The organism is Halobacillus sp. ABA4_118 (genome assembly GCF_056160205.1).
The window spans coordinates 15,359-29,144 of sequence record NZ_JBSWWS010000001.1 but is presented as its reverse complement, the minus strand read 5'-3'; the positions used below and the strand labels follow the sequence as shown (position 1 = coordinate 29,144).

The window sequence follows — 13,786 nt, the reverse complement described above, 5'->3', positions numbered from 1 at the left end:
TTCCTGTGTTGTGATATTTTTCGTTATTTCTTCGTCTTAATTTTGCCGGTCCATTTCTTGAAGCCACCTTCAAGCATGTTCAGGTCGTTGTACCCCTTCTTATGAAGGGTCATTGCCGCACGTGCAGACCGTGCGCCGCTCTGGCAGTACAAGTAGACGGGTTTGTCCTTGCGGATTTCCACGAGTCTGTTGTTCAGCTGTGAGAGCGGAATATTTCTCGCTCCGAGGATGTGACCCCCGTCAAATTCCTTCGGTTCACGGACGTCAATCAGCTGAGCTTTGCGGTAACCTTGACGGAATTCTTCTTCAGATATCGTGTTCAAGATTTTTCTTGTTTTGAAGAATCTATACAAACCGAAAGCAATAAGTAGAACAAGTGCTCCGAGTAAGATCCATAATTCCATTTTCATTTCCCCCCTGTTTTCTCTATTCTTTTATCTATTATAGAAGGGAAGGGCGGGTATTTCAAAAAAATTTTTCTTCCTGCCTGAAAAAAAATGCCGTTTTGGAGGGGATTATATCGATTTAACAGATGCAAGACAGGAAAAATCGAAAAAAAAAGACATGAGAGGTGCTTTCCTCTTATTCCCTGCTTTTTTCTAACTGTATCTTACGATTTTCTGATTGACAAAATTCAACACATTCGTTCAATAACACAATATATGGTGATCGAATAATAAACAAACACAATATATTGATTAAAAATCTGTATATGTGGTATGTTACATATATCAATTATGGAATTGGCTTTTTCAAGATAAGGGAGAGATGCGAACATGCAGACGACAACTTCTAAAGATGTGCATACAAAAATCAACATAGACCGGCTGAATGCCGATATCAAACAGTTCCCACAGGTCCACCCGGTAACGGACAACATGTCCATTACCCACAAAGGGGTATCCAGGCTTGTCATGCTCGACCGTTATGCGTTTAAAGATACAGAAAAGCTGACGTTGTCCGAAGGGGATTTTGTCGTACTTACAGTAAAAGACGATCCGAAGTTTCCGGCTCGCGGATTCGGTTTCATTCAGTCCGTTGACTGGCAGACCCACGAAGCGTTTGTAAAAGTGGAAGACGAGTTCGTGAACGTTCTCGACCGTGAGGAAGAAAGAGAGACCGGCGTCATTAAAAGAAATCTTGATACCATCGATAAACCGCTGGAAGTTTATTATGAACAAATTGCTTTACGAAATGCGACAGGACTCTCAGAGGTGGAAACAGATCCGGAAAGACAGGCGCAGAGCTTTGAGGAATTTTACGAGGAGTTATCCAGCCTGAATTTCATACCTGCCGGCCGTGTGCTGTACGGAGCAGGTTCCAATACGGATGTGACCTACTTCAACTGCTACGTGATGCCTTATATCCAGGATTCACGGGAAGGCATTTCGGATCACCGTAAACAAGTCATGGAAATCATGTCCCGTGGCGGTGGTGTCGGGACGAACGGATCGACCCTGCGCCCGAGGAACACGCTCGCCCGCGGGGTGAATGGGAAATCATCCGGTTCCGTTTCATGGCTGGATGATATTGCTAAGCTGACCCACCTGGTGGAGCAGGGGGGATCCAGACGTGGTGCCCAGATGATCATGCTGGCAGACTGGCATCCAGACATTCTTGAATTCATTATTTCCAAGATGCAGAACCCGCGTATCCTCCGTTTTCTTATTGAAAATACGGAAGATGAAAACATTAAACAACTGGCGAAGGACAAGCTGAAATTCACGCCGTTGACCGAAGTGGAAAAAGACCTTTATCAAAGTGTCGTCAATTACAAGCACATTCAGGGTCAGGGTGGTTTTACAGATCAAAGCGTGCAGGAAGCACAGGAAAAACTGGCCCTCGGCGGGACGTATTCCGTTCATAATTCAGAATTCCTGACAGGAGCCAATATTTCCGTCTGTATCACGAATGAGTTCATGGAAGCTGTGGAAAATGATGACGAATACCAGCTTCGTTTCCCTGATGTAGAGAATTACACGGGAGAGGAAATGAACGCCTATAATGAAGAATGGCATGAGAGCGGCGATGTACGCGAGTGGGAAAAACGCGGCTTCGGTGTGCGGGCCTACAAATCCATTAAAGCGAAAGAGCTGTGGAATCTGATTAATGTCTGCGCGACGTATTCAGCAGAACCGGGAATCTTCTTTATTGATAATGCCAACGAAAAGACAAATGCGACAGCTTATGGACAGAAGGTCGTTGCGACCAATCCATGCGGGGAACAGCCACTTGCGCCATATTCCGTCTGTAACCTGGCGGCCGTAAACCTGGCGTCTGTAGCGGATAAGGAAAATAAAACGGTCGATTTTGAAAAACTTACACAAACTGTTACACGTGGTGTCCGTATGCAGGATAACGTGATTGATGCTACTCCTTACTTCCTGGAGGAAAATAAAGTACAGGCCCTTGGTGAGCGTCGTGTAGGCCTTGGTGTCATGGGTCTCCATGATCTCCTGATCTATTGTGAAACAACCTATGGTTCAGAAGAAGGCAACAAACTGGTGGATGAAATTTTCGAAACGATCGCTGTCACAGCCTACCGCGCATCCATTGAACTCGCGAAGGAGAAAGGCAGCTTCCCGTTCCTTGTCGGAGCCACGGATGAAGAAACACAACAACTTCGTGAGAACTTCATTCAGACAGGGTATATGAAGCAGATGCCGGAAGACATTCGGCAGGATGTTCTGACTTATGGAATCCGTAACTCCCACCTGCTTACTGTAGCTCCAACCGGAAGTACAGGAACAATGGTAGGAGTAAGTACAGGTCTTGAGCCATACTTCTCCTTCTCCTACTACCGCAGTGGTCGTTTAGGCAAGTTTATTGAAGTGAAGGCGGATATCCTTCAGGAGTATCTGGATGCACATCCAGAGCAGGATCCGGAGCAGCTTCCTGAATGGTTTGTGACGGCGATGACGATGTCTCCGGAAGCTCATGCGGATACACAGTGCGTCATTCAGCGCTGGGTCGACAGCAGTATTTCCAAGACGGTCAATGCACCCAAAGGATATACGGTCGAACAAGTGGAAAGCGTCTATCAGCGCCTGTACCGGGGCGGTGCGAAAGGTGGTACCGTGTACGTGGATGGGAGCCGTGACAGCCAGGTGCTTACTTTGAAAGCTGAGGAGAACGCTTTTGATGGAGAGCAGACGGAACTGTTTGAAGATGACAAGCGTCCACGTGTTGTCCTGGTCGATACCGTTCATGAGCTGGATAAGACGAACGTGACGATTGGATCGGAAGTCGGCGACACATGCCCGGTCTGCCGTCAAGGAACCGTGGAAGACATCGGCGGCTGTAACACATGTACCAACTGTAATGCTCAGTTGAAGTGCGGTTTGTAATAACTAGAAAAACAGTCCTTCAAATCTGAAGGACTGTTTTTTTATGTTAAACAGCGGCTGCTTGTATCACATAAGAAACTAGTGTATCATTTTTCTATGTAGTCATCAGCAGATCACAAGCGTTATATCTACATAAAGACAGGGTATTGGAGGTTCATCATGCCAACACCAAGCATGGAAGATTATATTGAGCAAATTTATATACTCATTGAAGAAAAGGGTTATGCCCGCGTCTCGGATATTGCTGAGAACCTGGATGTTCACCCGTCTTCCGTGACGAAGATGGTCCAGAAACTCGATCGCGACCAGTATTTGAATTATGAAAAGTACAGGGGATTGATTTTGACTCCGAAAGGGAAAAAAATCGGGAAGCGGCTGGTGTATCGTCATGAGCTGCTGGAACAGTTCCTGGAACTGATCGGTGTAGATAAGGAAAACATCTATGAGGATGTCGAAGGTATTGAGCACCATATGAGCTGGAATTCCATCGACCGTATCGGCGACCTTGTCCAGTTCTTTGATGAGAATAAAGGGTATGTGGAAGCTTTGAGAGAAGTGCAGAAGAAAAACGAAGACCAGAATAACGAATAGAGTGCCTGAGACACGGATGTCCGTGTCTTTTTTTTATGTCCAACCGGCTCGTGGCGGGAAGTTATGAGGAAGGGGGAATTCTGCCACCTGCGTTCTATTTAGTGGACCCGCTGTTTATAATGAATTAAAGCGGGGTGAAGCGTGGTGAAAGTAGATGGGGTGTTTTCCGGAGGCGGGGTGAAGGCACTCGCTTTTATAGGAGCCGTCGAGGAACTACAGAGCCAGGGCTATGAGTTCAGACGTGTTGCCGGTACCTCTGCAGGAGCAATTCTGGCGGCATTAACGGCAGCGGGGTATACAGCCGGGGAAATCAAATCCCGTCTGATGTCCATATCCTTTGGAGAGATGATCCATGTTCCACTGACAGACCGGGTCTTCCCTTTTATGAAATGGCTGTTCCTCTATTATCGTCTCGGCCTTTACAACGGGGCGCAGATGGAAACCGTACTGGCTCAGTGGCTGGAGGAAAAAGGGGTGCGTACGTTCGCAGATCTCCGGCCCGGATCGTTGAAGATCATCTGTTCGGATCTTACTTTAGGGAGAATCGTCGTCCTCCCCGATGACTTGAAGAGTACTTATGGCATTGATCCCGCTACATTTTCCGTGGCAAAAGCTGTAAGAATGAGCTCGAGTCTTCCATACTTCTTTATTCCTGTGAAGATTCATGGAAAGCGTGGGAAATCGGTGATCGTCGATGGAGGGGTCCTTAGTAATTTCCCATTGTGGATATGGGAAAAGCAGGATGGATGCCGGACGAGACCGGTAATCGGCTTAAAATTAAGTGATGAGCCGGATAAGCTTCCTGAACAGAAAATCAGAAACGCCATCCAGATGTTTCATGCCTTGTTTAAAACGATGCAGCGGGCTCACGACTCCCGCTACATTTCAAAATCCATCAGTAAGGATATTCTTTTCATACCGGTAAGCGGCATAGAAACCACTGATTTTCATATGACGAATGAGGAAAAAGAACATTTGATGAATTACGGACGCCAGCATGCATTGGAATTTTTAAAAAGATGGACAAAATAAAATCGAGCCTTTTAAAAAGAGGCTCGATTTTTGTCTTTGTTTTTATTTCCCTCAATGACCCGGAGCTGCGGCCCGTTTGTTCTTCGGCTTTTTTTGCGTGTGAACGGAGCGGATTTAACCGCTGTTTTCGCAGCCGGACTTTTCTTGACGACCGGTGCAGGCTGTTTGTATTTCTGTTTGGATTGTTTAACGGCCTGTTTGTATTTTTTCATTTCTGTGCGGTTGCCGGAACCCCCGCCAAATCCGCGTCCGCGGAGGAAGAAGAAGTAGATGGCTCCATAGAGGATAGCCGCCATCCCGATCATAACCACTATGTTTGTTAAGAAACCTGATGTATTGGTAAACAGCTGAACGCCTACAAAGAAAATGGCAAGCCCGATTAAAATGTACATGACTGGTGTCATCCAGTTACGCATGTCAATGTCCTCCCTTCTAGTATTAGGTCACCTGTACGACATCTTTTAGTTATATATACCCTGGATTGTACACTTTTCAACATTTCCTGTGGCGGGTATGTGCTATTTTCAATTGTTTCCGTAGTAGATGAATTTATGCAGTATTTATACTCAAAGTTCAGGTGAAAGATTCGGGGTTATTCTTTTCTTTCCTTTAGACTGTCACCTCTAAACTAGAAACATGGTAAGTATGTCTGGACCTTTATTTTACAACAAATGGAGAAGAATCACTAGGTCTATTATGAAAGCGGGCATGAAAAAATGCGGGTTGGTTAAAATGAGGAAAGAGGTGATGGAGATGGCAGAACAAACAAAAGATCAACGGAAGCAGGAGCCCCGGCAGAGTGTTGCCTCAAAAGCGGCAGCAACAGGTTTTGCCGGGGGGCTTTTATGGAGTGCTCTGGGTGCCGGCGCCTATTATTTTCATTTTACGGAAGTGTCCGCAGCATCCTTTATATTCCGGTCCTTCTGGCAGACGGATTGGACTGGAACATGGCTCGCAGAAGTTCTTTCGGTGCTGATAGTTGCGCTTCTCTCAATCGGAACGGCTTTCGTTTATTACTTTACTTTAAGATCAAGAAAAGGCATTTGGCCGGGCGCCATTTTTGGACTGCTTCTGTGGGGTGTGGTCTATTTTGTGTTAACCCCTGTGTTTCCAGCAATTCCTGGTTTCATGGAACTGAGCAGTGATACGTGGGTGACAACGGCCTGTTTATTTATCTTATACGGTGTGTTTGTAGGGTATTCCATATCTTATGAGTATCATGAATTTAATCAAACGGCAGATTCTTATTCAAATAAGGAGGGAGTATGATAAGATTTAACTGTATGATCCTTTGGGGAACGGTGGGGATATGGAATGGAGAAAAAGAAGATTTATTTACTGAATGGGCCGAACCTGAACCGTCTGGGTGTCCGCGAGCCCGGAACATATGGCACCGGTACACTTGAGGATGTGGTCCGGCTCGTTACTGAGACCGCGCAGAAAGCCGGCTTCGAGGTGGAGGCTTACCAATCCAATCATGAGGGGGATCTCGTGGACTGGATCCACCAGGCTGAAGCATCTGCGGACGGGATCGTCATGAACCCTGCTGCCTATACTCATACGAGTGTAGCTCTGCGGGATGCAGTGAGTTCCGTTTCCTTACCAGTCATTGAAATCCACATTTCCAACATCCACGCGAGAGAAGCTTTCCGGCATACGTCGATGCTTGCTCCTGTCACGGCAGGACAGATCGTAGGATTCGGAATCGATGGATATCGACTGGCGGTAGAAGGGTTGGTTCATAAGCTGAATGAGAGAGGAGATCACTAATATGATGAAATTGACAGGACTGCGTACAGCAGCTGCGACAAAAGAACTGGATGGACTATTGATCACGAGTTCGAAAAACAGACGGTATCTTTCCGGTTTTACAGGTTCTTCAGGAGTTCTGCTCATTACAGGCCGTGATGCTTTTCTGATTACAGACTTCCGATATACCAAGCAGGCCGCCGATCAGACGGAAGGGTTCGACATTATCGAGCATAAACGTCCCCTGCACGAAGAGGCAGCTGCCAAAGCCAGGGAACTTGGTTTGAAACGGGTCGGCTTTGAAAAAGATCACGTTACATATTCGTCCTACGAGCAGTACAAACAGGTGATGGATGCTGAACTTGTCCCAACCTCTGGGCTCGTTGAAAAATTACGCTTGATTAAGACCGATGAGGAGATTAGTATATTAAAGGATGCTGTTAAGATTGCTGATGACGCTTTTGACCACATTCTAAGCTACATAAAACCAGGTGTTAAGGAAATCGATATCTCCAATGAACTGGAGTTTTTCATGAGGAAGCAGGGAGCGGTTTCCTCCAGCTTTGATATTATTGTAGCGTCCGGTTATCGGTCTGCCCTTCCGCACGGCACAGCCTCGGAAAAGGAAATTCAGTCCGGTGAGCTTGTCACGATGGATTTCGGTGCTCTCTATAAGGGGTATTGTTCTGATATTACGAGAACCGTCGCTGTTGGGGAAATCAGTGATCAGCTGAAAGATATCTATGATACGGTTTTACAGGCGCAGTTAAGAGGTATGAAAGGTATTAAAGCAGGTATTACCGGTAAGGAAGCGGATGCTCTCACCCGTGACTATATTAAAGAAAAAGGATATGGGGACTATTTTGGACACTCCACAGGCCACGGCATCGGTCTTGATGTTCATGAAGGTCCGGGACTTTCCTTCCGTTCTGAACAGACGATCCTAGAAGAAGGCATGGTCGTTACTGTGGAACCGGGGATTTATGTACCGGATGTCGGCGGCTGCCGTATTGAAGACGACACGATCGTAACGAAAACCGGCAACGAGCGTCTGAGCCAATCAACGAAAGAGCTAATTACTTTGTAAGGAAAGAAGGAGGAACAACGTATGATTTCAGTAAACGATTTTCGTACAGGTTTAACAATTGAAGTAGATGGTGGAATCTGGCAGGTTATGGATTTCCAACACGTAAAGCCGGGAAAGGGAGCCGCATTTGTTCGTTCAAAGCTTCGTAACCTTCGTAATGGAAACATCCAGGAAAAAACGTTCCGCGGTGGAGAGAAAGTAGAACGTGCTCATATCGAAAACCGTAAAATGCAGTACCTTTACGCTAATGGTGACATGCATGCATTCATGGATATGGAAACGTATGAGCAGGTGGAAATTCCTTCTGCGACTATTCAGGAACAGCTGAATTATTTGAAAGAAAACATGGAAGTTCAGATTCAGTCGTATCAAGGTGAGACCATTGGTGTCGAGCTTCCGAAAAACGTGGAATTGAAAGTGACAGAAACAGAACCGGGAATCAAAGGTGATACGGCGAGCGGAGGTACGAAGCCTGCGACGCTTGAAACAGGATTAACGGTTCAGGTACCTTTCTTCATTAATGAAGGAGAAGTACTGCTCATCAGCACAACAGACGGCAAATATGTCTCCCGTGCGTAATGAAATCGATCATCAAGCGTGTTCCCATCCGGGAGCACGCTTTTTTTATGTCCGCCCTCCCAAATTGCACTAGAGGCCTGCTCTAGCAGAACTCTAGTACGTGCTGATTTCTTCTACTTTTATATGATTTGACCTGTCATAAGTATAAACGTGGGACATACATATGAAGTAAACCAAATAAAGGAGTAGGAGAAGGATGAAAGAGATTTTACGTCTGTTTCCGCCTTCATTTCAGAAGGTTTTACTAGAGCAGGTGGATTGGAGGAGAGTCCAGGAGATCCGTTTAAGGGTGGAACGTCCCATAGAGATGATCAGCAGTTCAGGCTATTCCGTTTTAGAGTCTCTCTCGATGACCGCGGATCATCTCTCCTACGTCTTGAATCAAATCAGCCAGTTTTCTCTCTATCGATTCAAGGATGAACTGAAAGAGGGTTTTATTACTATTGAAGGCGGCCACCGCGTAGGGATGGCGGGCAAAGCAAACACACAGGAAGATAAAGTAGAGACGTTGAAGCATATCTCTTTTATGAACATCCGCGTCGCTCGATCCACGAGGGGGCAGGTATCCTCTCTGCTTCCTTATCTTTATGACGACATGGGATGGAGAAGTGTTCTGATCATAGGCCCCCCTCATTCCGGAAAAACGACACTGCTCCGTGAACTGGCCTGTGTTATTGGGGCAGCAGCCGGTCCCTATTCACCGTCTAAAGTCGCCATTGTGGACGAGCGGTCGGAAATAGCAGCCAGTTTACGGGGGGTTCCGCAGCTGGACGTCGGCACCCGTACAGATGTGATGGATGCCTGTCCAAAAGCGGACGGGATGATGATGATGATCCGTTCCATGTCCCCGGATGTTTTAATCGTCGATGAAATCGGCGGGGAAAGGGATGCCCGTGCTGTTCAGGAAGCGGTTTATACCGGTGTGAAGGTCATATGCAGTCTGCATGGTAACGGGGTGGAGTCCGTAAGCCGGCGACCGTCGGTTTCCCAACTGATGCACGACCAGGTATTCGAACGTTATATTACACTGGAACGTCTGCGTGCAGGATCGGTCCTTACATGGAAGGTGTATAACCACCTTGGACAAGTTCTTGGTGAAGGGGAAGGAGGTCGGATGGATGGAGTGGATCGGCGCCGTCATCATTTTAACCGTTACAACACTGGGCGGGTTTGAAATTGCATCCCGGTTCAAAAAAAGGCCCGGCCATATCAGACAGTGGAAAAATGCTCTTCAACTGATTGAAGCGGAGATGGTTTATGGTCAGTCTTCTCTCTGGGAGGTATGTGAAACCTTATCGAGACATCTGCCTATGCCGATAGCCGGATTTTTTGAGCAGCTTCAAAAGGAGCAGGACAGCTGCCGGGATTTTTCCGTTCTCTGGGAAACCCTTTTGAAAAAACATTGGCCCTGGAATGCCATGGGCAAAACAGAAATGGAAATTCTGCTTCAGTTCGGCCGGACCCTCGGACAACATGATCTGGAACAGCAGCAGAAACAGATCCAATTGACCATCCACCATTTAGACAGAGTGCTTCAGGAAGCATTGGAAGTAGGCGATCAGTACCAGAAGATGGCCAGAGGGATGGGGGTTTTAAGCGGTCTTCTCGTCATCATCTTAATTATATAGAAGGGGGAAGGACCATTGTGCTCCAAGATGCCACAATCCTTTTTCAAATAGCGGGAGTAGGAATTATCGTCGCCATGATTCACAGTATTCTAAAACAAATGGGAAAGGAAGAGATCGCCCAGGCTGTCACATTGACGGGATTTATCATTGTACTGTTTATCGTCCTGCACCGTCTGGCTGACTTGTTCCAACAGATCAAATCCGTCTTTCTCTACCAAGGATAGCTTTATGGATATTATCCAGGTTGTTTCGCTGGGTCTTGTTGCGACTATACTGATCATTCTGCTGCAGGAACAGAAATCATCAGTCGCTTTTCTGCTTCTCCTTTTCACCGTCATCGTTATTTTCCTGACCGTCCTCGATCAACTGACTTATGTATTTACATTGCTTTCCTATATGGCTGATCAGGCCCAGGTGGAACCGATGTACTTCAAAACGATTTTGAAAATCATCGGTATTGCATATATCGCTGAATTCGGTGCCCAGCTGATCCGGGATGCCGGCCTCAATGCTTTGGCATCGAAAGTGGAACTGGCTGGGAAATTATTCATTTTGATGCTTGCCATTCCAATTGTTACAGCTGTCATTGAAACCATTCTTCAATTCATACCCGGAGGTTAGGGAGGCGGGGAGCAGATGAAACGTCTATGGATGTGGCTGTGTGCAGGAATCATCGGGGTTTTTCTTTTTCCTTCGGCTTCTGCGGCATCCCCTGAAGCTCCGGAAACGACAGGACCTTCCATGTCGGAATACATTTCAACAGAAGATATGGAAGCGAACTGGGAGGATCTGCAGCAGCAGTATGGAGATTATATGCCGAATTTCCAGCATGACAACTTTATGGAGTTTATTCAAAAGGAAGGGGCGCTCGAGTCTTCCGACTGGTACTCCGGAATGGTGGAATTTTTCTTTCACGAACTTCTTTTAAACGGCCGGCTGCTCTCTTCTCTTTTATTTCTAACCTTATTCAGCACGCTCCTGCAGTCTGTGCAGTCCGCCTTTCAAAATTCAGTCGTAAGTAAAGCAGCGTACATGGTCGTCTATCTCGTCCTGCTGACTCTTGCATTGGAAAGTTTCCGGCAGGTGATTGTCTATACATTGGATGCGGTGGAGCGGATGAGCAGTTTCATGATCGGTCTGATCCCTCTTCTTCTTGGTATCATGGCTTCCTTCAGTCATCTCATGTCCATTTCTTTTTTCCATCCCATCATCATCGCTCTCGTTCAGTCCAGTGGTCTGCTGGTTAAATATCTGCTTATCCCGTTATTTACATCATCAGCTCTTTTATTGATTGTCGGGAGTTTGAATGAAGACTTCAAGGTCGACCATTTAGCAGAACTGTTACGGAAGACGGGAATGGCTGTCATGGGGATTTTCCTTACCGTTTTTCTTGGTGTTATTTCCGTGCAGGGAACCGTCACGGCTGTTCAGGACGGCATCACGATGAAAACAGCCCGGTTTGTGACCGGAAATTTTGTTCCTGTTGTCGGACGTTTGTTTACAGATGCCACCGACACCATACTTGGGGCTTCTCTTGTATTAAAAAACACCCTCGGGATTGCAGGAGTGGTCATTCTCCTCGGCATCGCTGTTTTTCCGTCAATCAAAGTCCTTGCTATCGCGATTATCTATAAATTGGCCGCTGCCCTGCTGCAGCCCCTCGGCGATGGACCGGTCATCCAGGCGATGGATGTAATCAGCCGGCACATTTTCTATATCTTTGCCGCACTGCTTATGGTCTCCATGATGTTTTTCCTTGTCATAGTCATTATGGTCGCAGCAAGCAATATTACAATGATGATCAGATAGGGGGGCGGGTAATGGACTTATTTATTGAGTGGATTACAAGAATCGTATTATTCCTTCTTTTGGCAATGGTTGCGGATGCGCTTCTGCCGTCGGGGGTCATGAAGAACTATGCAAGACTTGTGATGTCCATTTTACTGCTTCTTGTTTTCCTCGGCCCCCTGCTTCAGCTTCTGCAGATCGATCCTGAGCGTCTGTTGCAGTCGGCTGATCAGAAAATGGAAGAGCAGTGGGATACCGACGGTTTGGATGACACTATTGAATCGAAGAAAAATGAAATACTGCAGGGACAAGATGCATATAGATTAGAACAGGTTACCCAAGCTCTATCTGCTGAACTGCAGCCTTCGTTGGAAGAAGAGAAGGATGTCACGCTTCAGGATACGGCGATGACTTTTACCGGACAGCCATACAGCGTGGAAACTCTTGAAAAGGTGACACTGACGTTATCACGGAGCCAGGAGATGGGGGACGTGGAGAATGTCGATATCTCCTTTATGGATGAGCCCTCCCCGTCAGTCTCTTCGGAAGAGGATGCAGAACTGGTGAACTGGGTGGCTGGGAAACTGGACTTGAAGCCTGAACAAATAGAAATCCACTGGGAGGATCAGGATGAATAAATGGTGGAATAAGATCACTCTATCGTCCGATAAGGAAGGGAAGAAGGTGAACAAGACCAAGTATTTGATTGGTCTTGGAATGATCGGGGTTCTTATCATTCTTGTCAGCAGCTGGTTCCAGCCGGATGCAGAGCCGCGTACCCCTCCCGCGGCAGGGAGTACACAGGAGCAGGCTGCATCGGAAACTTCTCCATCTCCGGAACAGACCGATTCCATCACACAGCTGGAAGGGGAATATGAAAAACAGCTCAAGCCGCTTCTTGAGAATATCCAGGGTGTCAGTGCTGTGGATATTATGATAAATCTATCATCCACACACAAAAAGGAGTATGACAAAAACTTGATCATAGGCAAACAGAACACAAAAGAATCCGATAAGAATGGAGGAGAAAGAGAAATTGAAGATTATACGAGAGAACAGCAGCTGGTTCTAGTCCGACAGGGTGACCGCGAAGTTCCGCTGCTCACCCAGACATCCAAGCCTGAAGTCAGCGGGGTTTTCGTAACGGCCAAGGGAGTCGATCAAATTCAGGTGAAGGAATGGGTGGTTGAAGCTGTTTCCCGGGTGCTTGATGTACCGACACATAGAATATCAGTTCTGCCTAAACAATAAGGAGGGATTACCTTGGTAAAAAAACAAACGGTGTGGCTGTTGACAATGTTGAGTCTTTTGATTGTGTTGAGTGTTTACTACATGACATCCCCGGAAAACGGCGAGATGGCTTTTATTCAGGAAGAGGACTGGGCTGAAATGACCAGTGAAGAAGCAGAAGGGGAAAACGTTGAAACGGCAGGAGACGGGACAGTGATTTCGCAAATTTCCACTGATGAGTTATTTTCAGCTATCCGTCTCGATATGAAAAACCAGCGGGATCAGGTCCAGGAGCAGCTTTCCGAAATTGTAGCGTCCAGTGATTTTACGACTGACGAGAAAAATGAAGCACTGGAAAAAATGGAAACGATTAAAACCAATCAATCAAAAGAATCCATCATCGAAAATACCATCCTTGCAAGCGCCCAGTATGATGATGTCCTCGTACGTGCCGAAGATGACGTCGTCCACGTAACCGTAAAAGCCCAGGAGTTATCCAAGGAAGAAACGAACCAGATAATCCAGATGGTCTCCGATGAATTCGGACATAAGCAGGTACAGGTTCAATTCCAGCCTGCAGGCTGAACAAAAGAAGCTGCCGTTGAAAACGGCAGCTTCTTTGGCTGTAGAAAAGCCTGTGTTAACCAGTTAGAGTTGTCCATTTGTCGTGCGAAGGGTCATTTTCCGCTTATCGGTGGATGAATGCCGCGGGCACGCCCTCCGCTGACTTGGACAGGAAGGTCGCCTGCCCAAGT

General features: G+C 46.7%; 17 protein-coding genes. 15 read left to right on the top strand and 2 right to left on the bottom strand.

The window, feature by feature from the left end; all coding sequences use genetic code 11:
* Positions 1-23 precede the first annotated feature (23 nt).
* Entirely contained in the window at positions 24-404 is a 381-nt protein-coding gene (locus ACXAGL_RS00165; protein ID WP_027955421.1) for a rhodanese-like domain-containing protein, read from the bottom strand.
* A gap of 372 nt (positions 405-776) precedes the next feature.
* Here ACXAGL_RS00165 and ACXAGL_RS00160 point away from each other — a divergent pair, with 372 nt between their 5' ends.
* From ACXAGL_RS00160 to ACXAGL_RS00150, 3 genes are all read left to right on the top strand, one after another.
* A complete protein-coding gene (locus tag ACXAGL_RS00160; RefSeq protein ID WP_474968972.1) occupies positions 777-3,347 on the top strand; it encodes a vitamin B12-dependent ribonucleotide reductase in 2,571 nt (856 codons plus the stop codon).
* Between the two features lie 159 nt (positions 3,348-3,506).
* Positions 3,507-3,938 carry a transcriptional regulator MntR gene (gene mntR / locus ACXAGL_RS00155; RefSeq protein WP_027955423.1) on the top strand — a complete coding sequence of 144 codons (432 nt, stop codon included), beginning with the start codon at positions 3,507-3,509 and terminating at the stop codon, positions 3,936-3,938.
* Between the two features lie 141 nt (positions 3,939-4,079).
* Positions 4,080-4,970, top strand: coding sequence for a patatin-like phospholipase family protein (locus ACXAGL_RS00150; RefSeq protein WP_474968971.1), 891 nt, complete (start codon positions 4,080-4,082; stop codon positions 4,968-4,970).
* 11 nt (positions 4,971-4,981) lie between these two features.
* On the opposite strand, the gene ACXAGL_RS00145 is transcribed toward ACXAGL_RS00150, so the two are convergent.
* Positions 4,982-5,386, bottom strand: coding sequence for an SA1362 family protein (locus tag ACXAGL_RS00145; RefSeq protein ID WP_474968970.1), 405 nt, complete (start codon positions 5,384-5,386; stop codon positions 4,982-4,984).
* Positions 5,387-5,723: 337 nt separating this feature from the next.
* Here ACXAGL_RS00145 and ACXAGL_RS00140 point away from each other — a divergent pair, with 337 nt between their 5' ends.
* The 12 genes from ACXAGL_RS00140 to ACXAGL_RS00085 all read left to right on the top strand — a co-directional run bounded on the left by ACXAGL_RS00140 (position 5,724) and on the right by ACXAGL_RS00085 (position 13,616).
* Positions 5,724-6,239 (top strand): YqhR family membrane protein, encoded by a 516-nt coding sequence (locus tag ACXAGL_RS00140; protein WP_051254697.1) that lies wholly within the window; start codon positions 5,724-5,726, stop codon positions 6,237-6,239.
* Positions 6,240-6,284: 45 nt separating this feature from the next.
* The gene (gene aroQ, locus ACXAGL_RS00135; RefSeq protein ID WP_474968969.1) at positions 6,285-6,740 is read left to right on the top strand and encodes a type II 3-dehydroquinate dehydratase; all 456 of its coding nucleotides are present in this window, start codon (positions 6,285-6,287) and stop codon (positions 6,738-6,740) included.
* Position 6,741: 1 nt separating this feature from the next.
* Positions 6,742-7,806 (top strand): M24 family metallopeptidase, encoded by a 1,065-nt coding sequence (locus ACXAGL_RS00130; RefSeq protein WP_474989351.1) that lies wholly within the window; start codon positions 6,742-6,744, stop codon positions 7,804-7,806.
* Positions 7,807-7,827: 21 nt separating this feature from the next.
* Positions 7,828-8,385 carry an elongation factor P gene (gene efp, locus ACXAGL_RS00125; protein WP_160836097.1) on the top strand — a complete coding sequence of 186 codons (558 nt, stop codon included), beginning with the start codon at positions 7,828-7,830 and terminating at the stop codon, positions 8,383-8,385.
* A gap of 196 nt (positions 8,386-8,581) precedes the next feature.
* A complete protein-coding gene (gene spoIIIAA, locus ACXAGL_RS00120; protein WP_474989349.1) occupies positions 8,582-9,559 on the top strand; it encodes a stage III sporulation protein AA in 978 nt (325 codons plus the stop codon).
* A complete protein-coding gene (gene spoIIIAB, locus ACXAGL_RS00115; protein WP_474971238.1) occupies positions 9,504-10,013 on the top strand; it encodes a stage III sporulation protein SpoIIIAB in 510 nt (169 codons plus the stop codon). The genes spoIIIAA and spoIIIAB overlap by 56 nt, the downstream gene beginning before the upstream one ends.
* A 17-nt stretch (positions 10,014-10,030) precedes the next feature.
* Positions 10,031-10,237 carry a stage III sporulation protein AC gene (spoIIIAC, locus tag ACXAGL_RS00110; RefSeq protein WP_008637060.1) on the top strand — a complete coding sequence of 69 codons (207 nt, stop codon included), beginning with the start codon at positions 10,031-10,033 and terminating at the stop codon, positions 10,235-10,237.
* A 4-nt stretch (positions 10,238-10,241) separates the two neighbouring features.
* On the top strand, positions 10,242-10,634 hold the full coding sequence (spoIIIAD, locus tag ACXAGL_RS00105) for a stage III sporulation protein AD (RefSeq protein ID WP_474989347.1): 393 nt from the start codon (positions 10,242-10,244) through the stop codon (positions 10,632-10,634).
* Between the two features lie 15 nt (positions 10,635-10,649).
* Entirely contained in the window at positions 10,650-11,822 is a 1,173-nt protein-coding gene (gene spoIIIAE, locus ACXAGL_RS00100; protein ID WP_474989345.1) for a stage III sporulation protein AE, read from the top strand.
* Between the two features lie 11 nt (positions 11,823-11,833).
* Positions 11,834-12,439, top strand: a complete 606-nt coding sequence (spoIIIAF, locus tag ACXAGL_RS00095; protein WP_474989343.1) for a stage III sporulation protein AF — start codon at positions 11,834-11,836, stop codon at positions 12,437-12,439.
* Positions 12,432-13,052, top strand: a complete 621-nt coding sequence (spoIIIAG, locus tag ACXAGL_RS00090; protein ID WP_206935132.1) for a stage III sporulation protein AG — start codon at positions 12,432-12,434, stop codon at positions 13,050-13,052. Before spoIIIAF ends, spoIIIAG begins: the two co-directional genes overlap by 8 nt.
* Positions 13,053-13,064: 12 nt before the next feature.
* Positions 13,065-13,616 (top strand): SpoIIIAH-like family protein, encoded by a 552-nt coding sequence (locus ACXAGL_RS00085; protein WP_474968962.1) that lies wholly within the window; start codon positions 13,065-13,067, stop codon positions 13,614-13,616.
* Positions 13,617-13,786 lie beyond the last annotated feature (170 nt).